18 protein-coding genes, 1 pseudogene and 1 other annotated feature are annotated in these 17,955 nt (G+C 55.8%); of the genes and pseudogenes, 8 read left to right on the top strand and 11 right to left on the bottom strand.

Features of this window, described 5'->3' with window-relative positions:
• Positions 1–190 (bottom strand): Hsp70 family protein (locus tag ACK5JN_RS24240; RefSeq protein WP_416872475.1); only part of this gene is annotated, 190 nt, incomplete at its 3' end.
• A gap of 358 nt (positions 191–548) precedes the next feature.
• Between ACK5JN_RS24240 and ACK5JN_RS24235 the strand changes: the two genes are divergently transcribed.
• The 4 genes from ACK5JN_RS24235 to ACK5JN_RS24220 all read left to right on the top strand — a co-directional run bounded on the left by ACK5JN_RS24235 (position 549) and on the right by ACK5JN_RS24220 (position 3,974).
• Positions 549–953 (top strand): DUF2541 family protein, encoded by a 405-nt coding sequence (locus ACK5JN_RS24235; RefSeq protein ID WP_416872474.1) that lies wholly within the window; start codon positions 549–551, stop codon positions 951–953.
• Between the two features lie 32 nt (positions 954–985).
• A complete protein-coding gene (msyB, locus tag ACK5JN_RS24230; protein WP_416872473.1) occupies positions 986–1,711 on the top strand; it encodes an acidic protein MsyB in 726 nt (241 codons plus the stop codon).
• Between the two features lie 128 nt (positions 1,712–1,839).
• Entirely contained in the window at positions 1,840–2,406 is a 567-nt protein-coding gene (gene satP, locus ACK5JN_RS24225; protein WP_064547261.1) for an acetate uptake transporter, read from the top strand.
• A 182-nt stretch (positions 2,407–2,588) separates the two neighbouring features.
• Complete coding sequence (locus ACK5JN_RS24220; protein WP_416872472.1) at positions 2,589–3,974, top strand: hypothetical protein; 1,386 nt, start codon at positions 2,589–2,591, stop codon at positions 3,972–3,974.
• A 38-nt stretch (positions 3,975–4,012) separates the two neighbouring features.
• Here ACK5JN_RS24220 and ACK5JN_RS24215 read toward each other — a convergent pair whose 3' ends face one another.
• Both ACK5JN_RS24215 and mog read right to left on the bottom strand, forming a co-directional pair.
• Complete coding sequence (locus ACK5JN_RS24215; protein ID WP_416872471.1) at positions 4,013–5,308, bottom strand: MFS transporter; 1,296 nt, start codon at positions 5,306–5,308, stop codon at positions 4,013–4,015.
• A gap of 125 nt (positions 5,309–5,433) precedes the next feature.
• Positions 5,434–6,021: a molybdopterin adenylyltransferase gene (gene mog / locus ACK5JN_RS24210; RefSeq protein WP_416872470.1), complete on the bottom strand. Its 588-nt coding sequence runs from the start codon at positions 6,019–6,021 to the stop codon at positions 5,434–5,436.
• Between the two features lie 194 nt (positions 6,022–6,215).
• Between mog and ACK5JN_RS24205 the strand changes: the two genes are divergently transcribed.
• Complete coding sequence (locus ACK5JN_RS24205) at positions 6,216–7,142, top strand: Rpn family recombination-promoting nuclease/putative transposase (RefSeq protein ID WP_416872469.1); 927 nt, start codon at positions 6,216–6,218, stop codon at positions 7,140–7,142.
• Positions 7,143–7,199: 57 nt separating this feature from the next.
• Here ACK5JN_RS24205 and tal read toward each other — a convergent pair whose 3' ends face one another.
• The gene (gene tal / locus ACK5JN_RS24200) at positions 7,200–8,153 is read right to left on the bottom strand and encodes a transaldolase (protein WP_106925274.1); all 954 of its coding nucleotides are present in this window, start codon (positions 8,151–8,153) and stop codon (positions 7,200–7,202) included.
• Between the two features lie 252 nt (positions 8,154–8,405).
• On the opposite strand from tal, the gene ACK5JN_RS24195 reads away from it, so the two are divergent.
• Both ACK5JN_RS24195 and yaaA read left to right on the top strand, forming a co-directional pair.
• Entirely contained in the window at positions 8,406–9,836 is a 1,431-nt protein-coding gene (locus ACK5JN_RS24195; RefSeq protein WP_416872468.1) for an alanine/glycine:cation symporter family protein, read from the top strand.
• Between the two features lie 66 nt (positions 9,837–9,902).
• Positions 9,903–10,676, top strand: a complete 774-nt coding sequence (gene yaaA / locus ACK5JN_RS24190) for a peroxide stress protein YaaA (RefSeq protein ID WP_416872467.1) — start codon at positions 9,903–9,905, stop codon at positions 10,674–10,676.
• A 32-nt stretch (positions 10,677–10,708) separates the two neighbouring features.
• Here yaaA and ACK5JN_RS24185 read toward each other — a convergent pair whose 3' ends face one another.
• The 7 genes and pseudogenes from ACK5JN_RS24185 to yjjY form a co-directional block, all read right to left on the bottom strand.
• Positions 10,709–11,041 carry a DUF2502 domain-containing protein gene (locus tag ACK5JN_RS24185; protein WP_416872466.1) on the bottom strand — a complete coding sequence of 111 codons (333 nt, stop codon included), beginning with the start codon at positions 11,039–11,041 and terminating at the stop codon, positions 10,709–10,711.
• Positions 11,042–11,236: 195 nt separating this feature from the next.
• Complete coding sequence (gene thrC / locus ACK5JN_RS24180; RefSeq protein ID WP_416872465.1) at positions 11,237–12,523, bottom strand: threonine synthase; 1,287 nt, start codon at positions 12,521–12,523, stop codon at positions 11,237–11,239.
• A gap of 3 nt (positions 12,524–12,526) precedes the next feature.
• Positions 12,527–13,456, bottom strand: a complete 930-nt coding sequence (thrB, locus tag ACK5JN_RS24175) for a homoserine kinase (protein ID WP_416872464.1) — start codon at positions 13,454–13,456, stop codon at positions 12,527–12,529.
• A 1-nt stretch (position 13,457) separates the two neighbouring features.
• Positions 13,458–15,920: a bifunctional aspartate kinase/homoserine dehydrogenase I gene (gene thrA / locus ACK5JN_RS24170; RefSeq protein WP_416872463.1), complete on the bottom strand. Its 2,463-nt coding sequence runs from the start codon at positions 15,918–15,920 to the stop codon at positions 13,458–13,460.
• Positions 15,921–15,944: 24 nt separating this feature from the next.
• Positions 15,945–16,062 (bottom strand) — a sequence feature (Thr leader region).
• The gene (gene thrL, locus ACK5JN_RS24165; RefSeq protein ID WP_072129079.1) at positions 16,001–16,069 is read right to left on the bottom strand and encodes a thr operon leader peptide; all 69 of its coding nucleotides are present in this window, start codon (positions 16,067–16,069) and stop codon (positions 16,001–16,003) included. (Overlaps the previous feature by 62 nt.)
• Positions 16,070–16,277: 208 nt before the next feature.
• Positions 16,278–16,964 carry a tRNA/rRNA methyltransferase gene (locus ACK5JN_RS24160; RefSeq protein ID WP_416872462.1) on the bottom strand — a complete coding sequence of 229 codons (687 nt, stop codon included), beginning with the start codon at positions 16,962–16,964 and terminating at the stop codon, positions 16,278–16,280.
• 400 nt (positions 16,965–17,364) lie between these two features.
• Positions 17,365–17,506 (bottom strand): annotated as a pseudogene (yjjY, locus tag ACK5JN_RS24155) (protein YjjY).
• Positions 17,507–17,602: 96 nt separating this feature from the next.
• On the opposite strand from yjjY, the gene ACK5JN_RS24150 reads away from it, so the two are divergent.
• Positions 17,603–17,955, top strand: a 353-nt coding sequence (locus ACK5JN_RS24150; RefSeq protein ID WP_416872461.1) for a response regulator, incomplete at its 3' end; no start/stop codon positions are given.

The following is a 17,955-nucleotide window of genomic DNA, read 5'->3' as shown; positions in this document are numbered from 1 at the left end:
TTTGCGGGTTTGTCACTGCCTGACGTTTAGCCGGCTGACCAACCAGAGTTTCACCATCCTGTGTATACGCCATGATAGAAGGCGTGGTGCGATCGCCTTCGGCGTTCTCCAGCACGCGTGCAGTAGTGCCATCCATAATCGCTACACAAGAGTTGGTAGTACCCAGGTCGATACCAATAATTTTACCCATCTAAACGTCTCCACTAAAAATTCAGTCAACATGTGGTTGTGAGTCTGTAATAAGGGCAAAACGCTCGGTTTCAACTGCCCTGAATCGTTTTTTTTCAGACTCACTCACTGCGGTTGACTACAAGATGGGGTCGCAACGGCATCCATCAAGGGGCAGCAGTAAAAATTTTTCATTCAGTGCGCTTTTATTTCTGCCGCCTTGACGTAATAGATTCATTATAAACATATAAAAACACCAATTCATTCAGCAAATTACTGTCATAAGTTGTTATAATTGAGCGCTGAAAACCGTACCGGCGAGGGATAAAATTCCCCTCAGCATTTCACTCACTGAAATGGCCCCTCCGGTAAGGAATACAATGAAAACCATTTTGAACGTCTCGGCGAGCCTGGCGCTCGGCCTGATGCTGGCCAGCACCGCCTGCGCCAACGACCACAAAACGCTGGGCGTTATCGCCCTGCCTCGCAATGAAACTAACGATCTGACCCTCAAGCTGCCTATCTGCCGGGTGGTGAAGCGCATCAAGCTCACGGTCGACCGCGGCGACGCGCAGCTCAGCGGCGCCTCCGTCTACTTTAAGGCCGCCCGCAGCAGCAGCCAGAGCCTTAACGTTCCTTCCTCATTGAAAGAAGGTGAGACAACTGACTGGATCAACATCAACAGCGATAACGACAACAAACGCTGCGTATCCCGAATCAGTTTCTCAGGCCATACCGTGAACTCTTCCGATATGGCGTCGCTAAAAATCATCGGCGACGATTAACCTCGCCCCGCTCACACAAGCCACGAACGCCAATGAAAGTTTCCTATCTGAATGATGAAGACCTCACGTTCCTTCAGCACTGCAACGAAGAACAGCTGGCGCGCTTAGCGCAGTTGCTCACGCATAATGAAAAAGGCAAACGTCGCCTGTCGAGCGCACTGCTGCACAATGAGCTGTATATGTCGATGGATGGCCACCCGGAGCAGCACCGCCGCAACTGGCAGCTGATCGCCGGCGAGTTTCAGCACTTTGGCGGCGATAGCATCGCCAACCAGATCCGCGGCCACGGCAAGCTGTACCGCGAAATCCTGCGCGACGTCGCCAAACGCCTGGGCCTGAAAGCCGATAAAACCATGCCGACTGCAGCCATTGAGAAGCAGCTGCTGGAACAGTTTGTTCGCCACGCCTGGAAGCGAATGAATGACGAGCAGAAAGCGCGCTTTCACGCGGCAATCGAGCTGAAGGTGATGGAACTGGAAGCCCTGCTGCCGCAGCTTATCGACAGCCATCGTCTGGACCACGGCATTGAGCATCTGCTGGACGGCCAGCTTAGCCACATTCTGCATAAACATGCCGCCGTCAGCGTCATCGGCCACGGTTTGATGCGCGGCGCCGGTCTGGGTGGCCCGGTGGGCGCAGCGGTGAATGGCGTTAAGGCCGTCAGCGGCAGCGCTTATCGCGTCACCATCCCCGCCGTTTTACGCATTGCCTGCCTGCGTCGGCTGATTGCCCGCGCGGCGCTCCAGCGTGCCGGATAAGTTAACGGGGGAAAATAGTTCATTTTCCCCCGATCAGATCATAGACAGCCCGTTTACTCCTGATTATGATGCCGCGCCCCCGGCAACTGGGGAGATTATTTCACCATTCAATGATGATTTGAGGAATTATGGGCAACACTAAGTTGGCTAACCCGGCACCGCTGGGCCTGATGGGCTTCGGCATGACCACCATTCTGCTTAACCTGCATAACGCCGGTTTCTTCGCCTTTGACGGCATTATTCTCGCTATGGGTATTTTTTACGGCGGTATCGCGCAGATTTTCGCGGGCCTGCTGGAATACAAGAAAGGGAATACTTTCGGTCTGACCGCTTTCACCTCCTACGGCTCTTTCTGGTTGACCCTGGTCGCCATTCTGCTGCTGCCGAAGATGGGGATGAGCGATGCGCCTAACGCACAATTCCTCGGCGCTTACCTGGGCCTGTGGGGCGTGTTCACGCTGTTCATGTTCTTCGGTACGCTGAAAGCGGCGCGCATGCTGCAGTTCGTGTTCCTGAGCCTGACCGTGCTGTTCGCGCTGCTGGCCATTGGCAACATCAACGGCAACGAAGCGATTATTCACGTAGCGGGTTGGGTTGGCCTGGTTTGTGGCGCGAGCGCTATTTACCTGGCAATGGGTGAAGTGCTGAACGAACAGTTCGGTCGCACCGTACTGCCGATTGGTGAAAAACACTGATCCTCGCCTCATCCTGAAAAACGCCGGCCTGTCCGGCGTTTTTTTTACCCATAAACTACCGATACTGGGATTATCGCTTCCTGATAATTTGCGCTATTTTCAATAACTTCTCATGATAAAAAGGATTATTGATGATGCGCCTCACCTCAGCTTGCCCCCTGATTCTGGCCTGTGGAGCCTTGATGCCCGTTGGTGCCAGTGCGCTACCAACGCCTGAAGTCAGAAGCGTTGACTGGGATAAGGAAAATACCGTACGCGTCGGGGATAGCATCAATACCGTGTATCGGATTACGATGTCAGAGGGATCACGTAATCATCTTTGGCTAAACGTTGATTGCCAAACCCATGAAAAAACGCTGCTGTATATGAACCTGCACACGGTAACCGGGAGCAATATCCGCGCCTACGGCGGTAACTCTTTCGCCCGCTATATTCCCGGCGTCCCTTTCGAGCCCGATGCCGATAGCCTGCTCAGCACCAACCCTGCACTCGATGTCTGCAAACAAAACGTCGCGCCGCCTCGTTGGGTAGGACTCACTGCCGCAGATAAGAACGGCGACCAGCCGTTTATCGACCTGAATAACAGCCATCGCGAGGGCAATATGCTCAATCTGCGCGTAGGTACGGATTACGCTCAGGTTCATCGTGAAAAGAAATATGACGCGCCCTACGACTTTAAAATCAGCCAGATGCAGGTTAATTGCGATAACCAGCAGGCGCGCATTGAACGAGCGTTCTCTCTGAATGCCAACGTTGTGACTGACAACACCACAACCACGGATTCCGCCTTCACTTCCCTCCCCGCCACGCTTACCGCCCCCGTGAAGCAACTGTGTGCCCTACAGGATCTCAACGCGTTTACCGGCAGCGGCACGTGGGTAGCCCGGCAGAAAACCGAAGCTGATGCACCGCTGACAATCCCCGATTTCGAACACAACGATCCTGCGGCTTTAGCCCGTTACCCGCTTTCCGAAACGGTAAGCAAGACAGCAATGCAGGTACTGAAAAACGGGCGTAACGCGCCTGTGTTTTCCAGCCTCACCTATACGCCGGTGTGGCCTGGCGACAGCGATATTAAGGGCAAAACGCGCATCGACAGGCTGCCTGACGGTAGTACCCTCACGCTTGATACGCTGATACTCAAAGGGGTGACGTTCTATAGCCAGTACCATCGATTATTCAATATCGTTGATCTGAAACAGTGGGATTCGATGAAAAATAGCCCGTTCATCGCTCAGACGCTGGAAACCAACTTTAGCGTGACGCCGGAGGCTGGCCAGCCGTACCACTGGCATGCGGTACTGCAAGATGATACCGCCCCGGAGGGAAGCAAATCGAAGCGTCAGGATTGTCGTGTGGAAGGCCCGTGGCGCGATGCCTCAACGCTGAACAAGGCTTTCCCTGGGCGCTATATCGAGCTTATCTGCACCGATGATCGGGGCGATGGCAGAGCAATGAGCAGCGATTACGCCTGGCTGGAAAATTTGCGCGTCTACATTCGCATCGGTTATCAGGAAGCGGGGCAGAAAAAACGGTTTACCTTTAAAGACGTCACCATTATTCGCTAGCACACGCGACGCCGGGGTCGACGCCGCGTGGTGTCAGCTTACGCCTCGGCAGGGGCGCTGCTTACTGCGGGTATCTCTTTACGCAGCCAGATACCGAGCCCAAGGCCAATCAACGACAGCGCCAGCACATACCAGGCTGGCGCCATCGGCGAAACGCCCATCAACATGGTGACGGCAATCGGCGTCAGGCCGCCAAAAATGGCGTAAGAGACATTGTAGGAGAAGGAAATACCACTAAAGCGCACCTCCGCCGGGAAGGCGCGGACCATCACATAAGGCACGGCGCCCACGACACCCACACACAGACCTACCAGCCCGTAGAGTAAAAACAGCTGCTCAGGGTGCGTTCCGGCAAGATGGTAGAAAACCCAGCTAGAGCAAGCGAGCAGGATGCTGCCCACAATAAAGGTTTTACTGGCCCCGATGCGGTCAACAATCAACCCCGCCAACAGGCAGCCAACGCAGAGCATTATTGTCGCCACGCTATTGGCCTGTAAGGTCAACGCTGGGGCAAAGCCGTACTGCTTTTGCAGCCAGACCGGTGACATCAGAATCACCACCACGATACCGGCGGAGAGCAGCCAGGTCAGCAGCATTGAGACCACCACCGCCTGCTTGTGCTTGAGGACCACGGATTTAATTGGCAGCTCTTGCGCCAGCGCTTTACGCTGCTGCATTTCGAGGAAGATAGGCGTCTCCTGCAGCCAGCGCCGCAGGTACATCGCCACCAGCCCAAAGGCCCCGCCGAGCAGAAAAGGGATACGCCAGCCGCCGTCGTGAATGGCCTGCGCGGTCAGTTGCGTGTTGATCAGCGTCGCCACCACGGAGCCCAGCAGGATCCCCACCGTTAGCCCCGCCGTCAGCGTACCGCAGGCGATACCAATGCGCCGGGCCGGAACGTGCTCGGCGACAAACACCCACGCCCCCGGCACTTCGCCGCCAATCGCCGCGCCCTGCAAAATACGCATCAGCAGCAGCAGCAGCGGCGCCGCCAGCCCGGCAGTGGCGTAAGTCGGCAACAGGCCAATCGCCAGCGTCGGTACCGCCATCAGCAGGATGCTAAGGGTAAACATTTTTTTGCGCCCGACCAGATCGCCAAAGTGCGCCATGATAATGCCGCCCAGCGGACGAGCCAGATAGCCGGCGGCAAAGATGCCGAAGGTTTGCACCTGGCGCAGCCACTCAGGGATATCCGCCGGGAAGAAAAGCTCCCCTACCACAGCGGCAAAGAAGACGAAGATGATGAAATCATAAAACTCCAGCGCGCCGCCCAGGGCGGCCAGCGTCAGCGTTTTATAATCCTGTCGATTCAGAGGTCGGGTGTAATGTGACATAACAAACCATTCGCAAAGTCGGACTGTTGATATAAGTTTACGATTTGTGTAAAGCAAAAATGACTATACCGTAAACCCTATCGCACTCCAGAGGAATGATAGGTTATGTCAGAAAAGCATCACATTCAGGATAAAGTCTCGCGACGTGCGCTCTTAGGGCGAAATGCTGCTACCACCTGCGGATGCGTTTCGATATAAGGCCCTTCCAGCAATTGTACACAATACGGTACACTCGCAAAGATACCGTTCACCAGCACCTTGCCATCGGCATCCTTCACCCCTTCCAGCGTTTCCTGAATCGCTTTCGGCTGGCCCGGCAGGTTGAGGATCAGCGCCTGTTTACGAATCACCCCGACCTGACGAGAGAGGATCGCCGTCGGTACAAAGTGCAGGCTCACCTGGCGCATCTGCTCGCCAAAGCCCGGCATCACGCGATCGGCAATCGCCAGCGTGGCATCCGGGGTCACATCGCGACGCGCCGGGCCGGTACCGCCGGTGGTCAGCACCAGGTGGCAGCTCATCTCATCGACCAGCTCGCACAGGGTTTGCTCGATAATGGTTTGCTCGTCGGGGATCAGGCGGGTTTCGACTTTAAATGGGGTAGCCAGCGCGCTGCTCAGCCACTCTTCAAGCGCCGGCAGGCCTTTGTCCTGGTAAACGCCGCTGGAGGCGCGGTCAGAGATAGAAACTAAGCCAATGCGTAACGTGTTCATGATTATTCCGTTGAAACTGTACTGTTAAGCAGAATGATACACGTGAATGGTCGGTAATACTAAGACACCGGAGGGGTAATCACACCCCATTTCCCGAGGCTCGCCGCAAAACCAGCACGCTAATTCACAATTCGCTACCGTGAAAATAGCCGTAGTGGCAGACTCCGCCCACACGCTTCCACGGAGGGTAGGACATGCGAAAAAACAGGACACCCACACCGCATGATTTAGTCTTTAAAGCCTTTCTTTCACATATGGAAACAGCGCGGGATTTTATTGCCCTTCACCTTCCTCCAGCGCTTCTACATTTGTGCGATCTGCAAACGCTACAGCTGGAATCGGGTAGCTTCATCGAGGACGATTTGCACCCTTACTTCAGCGATATGCTCTACTCGCTGAATACGGTTTGCGGGGCGGGTTATATTCACGTGCTGATTGAACATCAAAGCTCGCCCGATAAACATATGGCCTTTCGTCTGATGCGTTATGCCATTGCCGCCATGCAACGCCATCTGGAGGCCGGGCATAAATCGCTACCGCTGGTGATCCCCATTCTGTTTTACCAGGGGCGAAAAAGTCCTTACCCCTACTCCCTGAACTGGCTGGATAACTTCACCGAACCGCAGCTAGCGGAACGCATTTATAGTCAGCCATTTCCGTTGGTGGATATCACGGTAATCCCCGATGATGAGATCATGCGTCACCGCAGTATGGCTGCGCTGACGTTGATTCAAAAGCATATACGCCAGCGCGATCTCACTCGGCTTCTCGATAAACTAGCGGGGCTATTAACCTGCAACAACATCAGCGGACAACAGGTGATTGCGCTGGTAAACTATATGCTCCAGGCGGGAGAAGCCCAGGATGCCCGCACGTTGTTGTACGAAATGGCGCAGCGCGCGCCTCAGTATGGAGACGAACTGATGACATTAGCGGAACAACTGAAGCAGGAAGGTCGGGTAGAAGGAATACAGCAAGGGGTGCAGCAAGGTCTACAAACAGGCAAACGCGAAGCGGCCCGTCATATCGCGCAGGCGTTACTGAAAAAAGGGATGTCGGTGGCGGATATCATTGAGATCACCGGCCTTTCCGCTGACGAGCTCCCTTCCCTCCAGCATTAAAAAAACAGCCCGCTCTCTATCAAGAAAAGCGGGCTGTCGCATGACGTCCTGGCTGAATTACAGCAGGTCGCCGATCATTTTTTCCAGTTTTTCCTGGTCAATCGCAAACTTACGGATACCTTCCGCCAGTTTGTCGACCGCCATCGGATCCTGGTTGTGCTGCCACAGGAACTCGGATTCGGTGATGCGGCTCGGACGCGCTTTCACTTCACCGGTGAAGGTCAGTTTACGCTCCAGCGGGCCTTCGCTTTCTGCCAGCTCTTTGAGCAGCGCAGGGGCGATGGTCAGGCGGTCGCAGCCAGCCAGCTCAAGGATTTCGCCGATGTTACGGAAGCTTGCGCCCATCACGACGGTTTCATAACCGTGTTCTTTGTAGTACTGGTAGATTTCGCTCACGGAAACCACGCCCGGATCTTCCGCTGGCGCGTACTCTTTCTTATCGGTATTGGCTTTGTACCAATCCAGAATACGACCCACAAACGGGGAGATCAGGAACACGCCCGCTTCCGCACAGGCACGCGCCTGAGCGAAGGAGAACAGCAGAGTCAGGTTACAGTTGATGCCGTCTTTTTCCAGCTGCTCCGCCGCGCGGATGCCCTGCCAGGTAGAAGCCAGTTTGATCAGGATACGATCGTTGCTGATGCCAGCATCGTTGTACATTTTGATCAGGCGCTTGGCTTTGGCGATGGACGCTTCGGTGTCATAGGACAGGCGCGCGTCAACTTCAGTAGAAATACGGCCCGGGACCAGCTTCAGAATTTCCAGACCGATGTTTACGGCCAGTTTGTCGGTAGCATCTACAACCTGCTGCGCACGGTCGCTGCTCTGGCTACGCGCCCAGGCAACCGCATCGTCGATCAGTTTGCGGTACTCAGGGATCTGTGCTGCGCCCAGAATCAGGGAAGGGTTAGTTGTCGCATCCTGAGGCTGATACAGCTTCATTGCTGCGATGTCTCCGGTGTCAGCCACTACGGTTGTGTACTGACGCAGAGATGTCAATTTATCCGTCATGATAGTGTTTCTCTTTAAACAGCTGTTAGGGGGATGTAACCGGTCTGCCCCGATAATATCACGCCGCTCCCTCAGCGCAACCGCCGACGTCATGAGAGCGCAGAGTATGATAAACTCAAGCATTGGACTTTCAGACGTGGCCGCTGTGCGCGCTGATTGTGGTAACGCTTACATTGGCTGAATCGAATCGTGTGAAGCAGCGTTTGTTTCCCGGATTCAGCCGCCCGTTCGGCATAGACAAGAGGACGTTTAATGCCTGATTTCCTGTCTTTTATCAGCGAAATACTGTGGGGCTCGGTAATGATTTACCTGCTCCTGGGGTGTGGTATCTGGTTTACATGGAGAACCGGCTACATCCAGTTTCGCTACATCCGTCAGTTTAGCAAAAGTCTGAAAAGAAGCCTGAAGCCAGGCGACGGCGGGCTGACTTCATTCCAGGTGCTGTGCATCAGCCTGGCCGCGCGCGTCGGCAGCGGCAACCTCGCCGGGGTGGCGCTGGCGATCACCGTCGGCGGCCCCGGTGCGGTGTTCTGGATGTGGGTAGCCGCCATTATCGGCATGGCCAGCAGCTTCGCCGAATGCTCGCTGGCCCAGCTTTACAAAGAGCGTGACGCCAGCGGGCAGTTCCGTGGCGGGCCGGCCTGGTATATGACGCGAGGGCTGGGCATGCGCTGGATGGGCGTGCTCTTCTCGCTGTTCCTGCTGCTCGCCTACGGCTTAATCTTCAACATCGTGCAGGCAAACTCCACGGCGCATGCGCTGAAGTATGCCTTCGACATTCCTCGCAGCGTGACCGGCGTCGTGATGGCGTTCCTTGCGCTGCTGGTGATTATGCGCGGCCTGAAAGGCGTGGCGCGGCTTAGCCAGTGGCTGGTGCCGTTGATGGCGCTGGTATGGGTCGTCACCTGCCTGCTGATCTCGCTGTGGCATATCGTGGAAATGCCGGCCATCATCAACATGATTATTCGCAGCGCTTTTGGCTGGCAAGAAGCGGCGGCGGGCGCGGTCGGCTATAGCGTCAGCCAGGCGATTACCAGCGGCTTTCAGCGCAGTATGTTCTCCAACGAAGCGGGGATGGGTTCCACGCCTAACGCGGCGGCAGCAGCGGCCTCCTTCCCCCCTCACCCGGCGGCGCAGGGCATCGTGCAGATGATCGGCGTACTAATTGATACCATCGTTATCTGTAGCGCCAGCGCCATGGTGGTGCTGCTGGCGGGCCACGGTACCCGGACCACCGGCTATGACGGTATTCAGCTTATCCAGCACGCGATGAGCGTACTGGTTGGCCACTGGGGCGCGAGCTTTGTGGCGCTGGTGATGGTCATGTTTGCTTTTACCTCGATCGTCGCCAACTACGTCTACGCCGAAAACAATCTGATCTTCCTACGCTGCAATAAGCCGTGGGCCATCTGGCTGCTGCGTATCGGTACGCTGCTGATGGTGGTGATGGGCAGCCAGCTCAGCCTGCCGGTGGTCTGGCAGCTGGCGGACGTGATTATGGCGTTGATGGCGATCACCAACCTTTCGGCTATTTTGCTGCTATCGCCGGTCGTCAAAATCATTGCGCTGGACTATCTGCGCCAGCGTAAACTCGGCGTCACGCCGGTGTTCGACCCGGACTACTACCCGGAAATCGCCCGCCAGCTAGCGCCGGAAAGTTGGGATCAACCGCCGCGCCAATAGCAGCAATCGATCACCTGCGGCCGTTTTTTTGTTAAAGTTGCGTGAAATTTTCTGCAAGGACTGGATATGCTGATTCTGATTTCTCCGGCTAAAACGCTCGACTACCAAAGCCCGCTGGCCACCACGCGCTATACCCAGCCGATGCTGCTGGAGCACTCTCAGCAGCTGATCGGCGTGGCGCGCAAGCTCTCAGCGCCGCAGATTAAAGCGCTGATGGGGATTAGCGATAAGCTGGCGGATTTAAACGCCACCCGCTTCCACGACTGGCACCCGGACTTCACGCCAGATAACGCCCGCCAGGCGATTCTGGCGTTCAAAGGCGACGTCTACACCGGGCTACAGGCGGAAACCTTCAGTGAAGCCGATTTTGACTTCGCGCAGAAGCACCTGCGCATGCTCTCCGGCCTGTACGGCGTGCTGCGCCCGCTGGATCTCATGCAGCCTTATCGTCTGGAAATGGGGATTCGTCTTGAGAACCCGCGCGGGAAAGATCTGTATCAGTTCTGGGGTGAGGAAATCACCCATACGCTGAACGCCGCGCTGCACGATCAGGGCGACGATATCGTGGTGAATCTGGCATCAGATGAATACTTCCGCTCGGTGAAACCGAAAGCGTTGAAGGGGCAAATCATTAAGCCCGTCTTCCTCGATGAGAAAAACGGTAAGTTTAAGGTGATTAGCTTCTACGCCAAAAAGGCGCGCGGGCTGATGAGCCGCTACATCATTGAGAACCGTCTGTCGAAACCAGAGCAGTTGACCGGTTTTGATAGCGAAGGGTATTTCTTTGATGCGGAAAGTTCGAGCACCGAAGAGTTAGTCTTCAAGCGCCACGAACAGTAAGCAGGTAGCCCGCAGGCTACCTGAATTCACGATTAATGATGGCCTGACGGTGGGCGATGATCGTCGCCGCGACCGTGATTATCATGACCGTGGTCATCGTGACGATTGTCATGATGGTCATCGTGCCCACGGTTATCGTGATGCGGAGGCGGTGGCGTATGGGCATGCCAGCGGTTGTCGCGCCATTCATAGTGATCGTTCCACCAGCCGTGGTCGCGCCAGTGGCCGCCATCCCAGTAGCGACCGTTATTGTCCTGGTCGCCAATTTGCAGCTTCACGGCAGGCACCAGCGTAATCTCTGCGGCCTGAGTGATAACCGGAGCCGCCAGCATCATTGCCAGTGCAAACATCGCAGGTTTTAACATGGGTAACTCCTTGGTTCTTCGTTCGCCAGTGTGGCCGATGAAGAGAGCTTACCGCCCTGGAACCCACGTTGTTATTCTCTGCAATCCTATAATCTAACGCCCCGCATTTATTGGGAATTTCTCCTTTTTCCCTGACGAATTCCTGCATAATTTCTCCCTATTTCCCCCTCCGCTATAGAGGGGGAAACGGAGACATTACGCGTTGCTCATCATCAGCTTGCGCAGCGCGGCGTAGTCAGCCGGCAGGTTGTGCGAGAGCAGCGGCAGATCGGCGCGGTCCGCCAGCGCTTTTGGCAGCGGCAGCGTTTCCTCAAGGATCGCTTCTACGCTTTCCTTGAATTTCGCCGGATGCGCGGTACCGAGGAACAGGCCATATTCGCCCTGCTGCAGCTGGTCGCGCAGCGCGCGGTAAGCAATTGCCGCATGGGGTTCGGAGGTGTAGCCCAGCGCCTGTAGCTCACGCATGGTCGCTTTGGTGGTCTCATCGTCCACCGCCGCGTAGCCCAGCTCGTTCAGACGCCAGATTTTACGGCGGAACAGCTCTTCGACGCGCGGCCAGTTGTTCGGCTGGCTGACGTCCATCGCGTTGGACAGCGTCGCCTGAGTGGCTTTCGGCGCCCACTTGCCGTCCTGCAGGAAGCGCGGCACGGTGTCGTTGGCGTTGGTGGCAGCGATAAAGCGTTTCACCGGCAGACCGAGCGATTTCGCCAGCAGGCCCGCGGTCAGATCGCCAAAGTTACCGCTTGGTACGGAAATCACCAGCTGGTTACGCGCTTCCTGCGGCAGCTGCGCCACCGCTTCGAAGTAGTAGCAAATCTGCGCCAGCAGGCGGCTGATGTTGATAGAGTTGGCCGAGTTCAGCCCCAGCGCCACCTTCAGCTCTTCGTCATCGAACGCCTGCTTCACCAGCGCCTGACAGGCATCAAAGTCGCCGTCAATAGCCACGGTTTCAATGTTGCCGCCCAGGGTGCAGAACAGTTTTTCCTGCAGCGGGCTAATCTTACCGCGCGGATAGAGGATCACCACTTTGACGTTCGGCAGGCCGTAGAACGCATGCGCCACGGCCGCGCCGGTATCACCGGAGGTCGCCGTCAGGATTGTCACCGGTTTGTCGCCGGCGATATGGGTGAGCATCTGCGCCATAAAGCGGCCGCCGAAGTCTTTGAACGCCAGGGTCGGGCCGTGGAACAGTTCGAGACAGCCGATGTCGTCCTGCACCTTGTTAACCGGCGCCGGGAAGGTGAACGCCGTCGCGATACGCGCGGCAAGCTCGGATTCGGGGATCTCATCGCCGATAAACGCGGAGAGAATTTTCGCGCTGCGGGTGACGAAATCCTGCGTCAGCAGCTCATCAATGTCGGTCAGGTTGAATTCCGGTAAATCTAACGGAAAGAACAGCCCCTGTTGCTTGCCAAGCCCTTGAGTCACGGCCTGCGCGAAGCTGACCTGCTCATTGTGATCTTTTAAGTTATAGAGTTTCATCGGTTATCCCACTACTCGTGCGCCCGCCGTGTCCAGCCGGCAAATATGAACGAAGCCTTCTTGATTCTGCAAATAATGCTGACCGAGCCAGTCCGCCACGCGCTGGGCGGTCTCGGTTTTATCGCACAGGGCAAACAGTGTCGGCCCGGAGCCGGAGATGCCGCAGGCCACTGCGCCAATGCCGGCCACCGCCTGACGCGCTTCGCTGAAGCCCGGCAGCAGTTTGGTGCGATACGGCTCGGCAATCACGTCCTTCATCAGTTTTGCCGCCAGCTGCGGCTGACGGGAATAGCAGGCGTGAATAAAGCCCGCCAGATGACGGCCGTGCGCCACGCAGTCCTGACGACGATACTGCGCGGGCAGAATCGCCCGCGCTTCCGCCGTAGAGACCTTTATGCCCGGATAGGCCAGTACCCATAGCCAGTCGTCAAAGCACGGCACCTGCTGGCTGATAATGTCGTTTTCTTCGATCATCAGCTGCATCCCGCCGAGATAGCACGGCGCGACGTTGTCGTAGTGCACGCTGCCGGAGATACGCCCTTCCAGCTCGCCCATCAGCGCCAGCATCCGGGTTTCATCCAGCGGCCTGCCGCAGTGCTCGTTCATCGCCACCAGCGCGGCGACCACGGAACAGGCGCTGGAGCCCAGCCCTGAACCGATCGGCATATTTTTTTCCAGCGTCATCGCCACCGGGATCGCCTTGCCAATCTCCTGGCAGAAGCGTTCCCAGCACTGATAAACGATGTTCTCGTGCGGTTCGCTCGGCAGTTTATCCGCAAAGCGCCCTAAATTTTGCAGGCTGAAGCGATCTGCCGCCTCAACCGATACGTTGTCGCCCAGCAGGCTGCCGTCAACCGGCGTGACGGCGGCACCCAGTACATCAAACCCGACGCTCATATTGGCACTGGAAGCCGGGGCATACACCTTAACCATTTTAAACTCCTAACTTCCATGACAATGTGCGCAGAAGATCGGCAAATACCCCTGCCGCCGTAACATCGTTGCCTGCGCCATAGCCGCGCAGCACCAGCGGCAGCGGCTGATAATAGTGGCTATAAAACGCCAGCGCGTTCTCGCCATTTTTCACTTTGAACAGCGGGTCGTTGCCGTCAACGGGGGCAATTTTCACCCGGCAGACGCCGTCTTCTTCAATATTGCCAACATAGCGCAGCACTTTGCCTTCATCACGCGCTTTCGCCACGCGGGCGGAAAATTCATCGTCAAGCTGCGGCAGACGCGCCATAAAGCTTTCGGTATCGCCGGTGGCGTCAAAACTCTCTGGCAGCACCGATTCCACCACAATATCACTCAACTCGAGGCTGCGCCCGGTTTCGCGAGCCAGAATCAGCAGCTTACGCGCCACGTCCATTCCCGACAGGTCATCACGCGGGTCCGGTTCGGTGTAGCCCATCTCACGCGCCACTTTGGTCGCCGCCGACAGGCTCATGCCTTCATCCAGCTTGCCAAAGATAAACGACAGCGAGCCGGACAGGATCCCGGAGAAGCGCTGTAGCTCATCACCGGCGTTGAGCAGGTTCTGCAGGTTTTCTATCACCGGCAGCCCCGCGCCCACGTTGGTGTCGTAGAGGAATTTACGGCGCGACTGGCCAGCCGCATGGCGCAGCTGATGGTAGTAGTCCATCGACGAGGTATTGGCCTTTTTGTTCGGCGTCACCACGTGGAAACCTTCGCGCAGGAAGTCGGCGTACTGATCCGCCACCGCCTGGCTGGAGGTACAGTCGACGATCACCGGGTTCAGCAGGTGATACTCTTTCACCAGGCGAATCAGGCGGCCCAGGTTGAACGGTTCTTTCGCTTCCGCCAGCTCTGCCTGCCAGTTTTCCAGGTTCAGCCCGTGCACGCTGGTCAGCAGCGCGCGCGAGTTCGCCACGCCGCACACGCGCAGGTCGATGTGTTTTTTCTTCAGCCACGCCTGCTGCCGCTTAATCTGCTCAAGCAGCGCGCCACCGACGCCGCCGACGCCAACCAGGAAGACTTCGATCACCTGGTCGGTATTAAACAGCATCTGGTGCGTAACGCGTACGCCGGTCGTGGCGTCGTCGTTGTTAACCACCACGGAGATTGAGCGCTCGGAGGACCCCTGAGCAATCGCCACGATGTTGATATTGGCGCGGGCCAGCGCGGCAAAGAACTTCGCCGAGATACCGCGCAGCGTGCGCATACCGTCGCCGACCACGGAGATGATCGCCAGGCGCTCCATGATGGCCAGCGGCTCCAGCAGCTCTTCTTTCAGCTCCAGGTAGAATTCATCTTCCATCGCCTTCTTCGCCCGCGCGCAGTCGCTCTGCGGCACGCAGAAGCTGATGCTGTACTCGGAGGAAGACTGGGTAATCAGCACCACGGAGATGCCCGCGCGCGACATGGTGGCAAACACGCGTGCCGCCATGCCGACCATGCCTTTCATCCCCGGGCCGGAGACGTTGAACATCGCCATATTATTGAGGTTGGAGATGCCCTTGACCGGCAGCGCGTCATCGTCGCTGCTGGCGCCGATCAGCGTGCCTGGGGCCTGCGGATTACCGGTGTTTTTAATTAAGCAAGGGATCTGGAACTGGGCGATTGGGGCGATGGTACGAGGGTGAAGCACTTTAGCGCCGAAGTAGGAGAGCTCCATCGCTTCCTGATACGACATACTCTTCAGCAGCACCGCGTCCGGCACCTGGCGCGGGTCACAGGTATAAACGCCGTCGACGTCGGTCCAGATTTCACAACAATCAGCGCGTAAACAGGCCGCCAGCACCGCGGCGGAGTAGTCGGAACCGTTACGCCCCAGCACCACCAGCTCACCCTTCTCGTTGCCAGCGGTAAAGCCCGCCATCAGCACCATGTGGTCTGCCGGGATCTGGCTGGCCGCAATGCGGCGGGTAGATTCTGCAATATCGACTGTCGATTCAAGGTAGTGGCCAACGGCCAGCAGTTTTTCAACCGGGTTAATCACCGTGACCTTGTGGCCACGCGCGCTCAGCAGGCCCGCCATGATGGCGATCGACAGCTTCTCGCCGCGGCAGATCAGGCCGGCGTTGACGCTATCCGGGCACTGGCCGAGCAGGCTGATGCCGTGGAGGATATGTTTGATCTGGGCAAATTCGAGTTCAACGGCCGCCTTCAGGTCCGCCAGCGGGAAACCCGGCTGCGCGGTAGCAAGGCCTTGAAGGAGTTCAGCAAAGATACGTTCGGCGTCGGCGATATTGGTCAGCGCGTCCTGGCCGCCAATGGTTTTTTCAATCATCGCCACCAGATGGTTGGTGATTTTTGCCGGGGCAGAGAGCACGGTTGCTACCTGCCCCTGCCTGGCGTTGCTTTCCAGGATGTCGGCAACACGCAGAAACCTTTCCGCGTTTGCCACTGATGTACCGCCGAACTTCAAGACTCGCATGGTTTTTACCCCTTGATCTTCAGTCGAAAAAAAGCCCGCACTGTTCAGGTGCGGGCTTTTTTCTGTGTTTCCTGTACGCGTCAGCCCGCACCGTTACCTGTGGTAATAGTGGTGGTGGTAATGGTCATAATGCTGCTGATGCGAATCATGGATGTTGTGTGCTCTGTTATTTAGCTGTCTGTGCTATACCTATATTGGTTAAAGTATCTGCCCGTCTAAGTCAATGTATTTTTAACTTCGTCACGTTTTGTAACCCCTTCACATCCGACCGCTCAACCGACGACAAACCTCGAAAAAAGCCATAAGTTAAGCAAAATGACAACACATAACACCATAGGTAAAAGAGATGACAGATTTTTACTCTGCCATATTTTTTTCAATATCATGCAACAAACGATGCAACATTGCCGTATCGCGCTGTTCAAGTAAGCCAATACGTTGTTGCAGCCAGTCAGCCAGTTTTACATCTCCGGCGACCTCAAGGCGTTCCAGTAAATGGGTGATACGCGTCCTTAACGCAATCAGCTGATTTTCGTCACCTGCGGTTGCCGGCGGGTTCGCGTTTTGTAACAGCGAAGAGAGCTGATAACAATACACCATCACCGCCTGGCCGAGATTCAGCGACGGATAGTCGGCCACCATCGGCACACCGGTTAACACATCCGCTAACGCCAGTTCATCATTGGTTAACCCGGAATCTTCGCGGCCAAACACCAGCGCCGCGTGGCCCATCCACTGCGCTTTTTCGGCCAGCATCGGCACCAGCTCCTGCGGCGTGGCGTAGTAGTGAAAGCGGGCGCGGCTGCGGGCGGTGGTGGCGACGGTGAAATCGACGTCGTGCAGCGCCTCCGCCAGCGTGGGGTAGCAGGTAATGCCGTCAAGGATGTCAGTAGAGCCATGGGCCACCCAGCGGGCGGCCGGTTCCAGGTGCGCAACGCTATCGACGATACGCATGTCGTTAAATCCCATGGTTTTCATGGCGCGGGCGGCAGCCCCGATATTTTCGGCCCTTGCTGGCGAAACCAGCACAATAGATAAGCGCATTTAAAGTTCTCTCAAATTGCAGTTTTCAGGCAATAATGTGATGTACATCAACATATTGCGCAGCGCGAATTTACAAAAATGCAACATAAATCACTGAAATGATGTTTCATAACACATAAAAAACGCTAAACTATTTACGATGTGTTTATTCGTTTTATATGTTAACAGATAGCAGATATCTATATGTTTATATGAACTATTTCCATTCGCACATAACGATAGTAATTGGATTCACTACATTTATCAGTTAACCTGTGCAACTACTTGAGTTGTGGAAAAAATGTGATAGGCGTTATCATTCCGCAGTGATGATTTCACCAAACTGTTAACGTGCTACAATTGAACTTGATATATGTCAACGAAGCGTAGGTTTATTGGCGGTCTGGTGCCTCTTTACCTGTTATGTTGCTGTTAAAATGGTTAGGATGACAACCGTTTTTGACACTGTCGGGTCCAGAGGGAAGAGTACCCACGACCAAGCTAATGATGTTGTTGACGTTGATGGAAAGTGCATCAAGAACGCAATTACGTACTTTAGTCATGTTACGCCGATCATGTTAATTTTCGACATGCATCAGGCAGGTCAGGGACTATTGGTACTTCCTGTTTCGATTTAGTTGGCAATTTAGGTAGCAAACATGCAGACCCCGCACATTCTTATCGTTGAAGACGAGTTGGTAACACGCAACACGTTAAAAAGTATTTTCGAAGCAGAAGGCTACGATGTTTTCGAAGCGACCGATGGCGCGGAAATGCATCAGATCCTGTCTGAAAATGATATCAACCTGGTAATCATGGATATCAACCTGCCGGGCAAAAACGGCCTTCTGCTGGCGCGAGAACTGCGTGAACAAGCGAATGTCGCACTGATGTTCCTGACCGGCCTCGACAATGAAGTCGACAATAACCTCGGTCTGGAAATTGGCGCAGATGATTACATCACCAAGCCGTTCAACCCACGTGAACTGACCATCCGTGCACGTAACCTGCT

Origin of the sequence: Kluyvera sp. (assembly GCF_047971185.1) — a bacterium.
GTDB lineage: Bacteria > Pseudomonadota > Gammaproteobacteria > Enterobacterales > Enterobacteriaceae > Kluyvera.
This window is presented reverse-complemented; position numbering and strand designations above follow the sequence as displayed.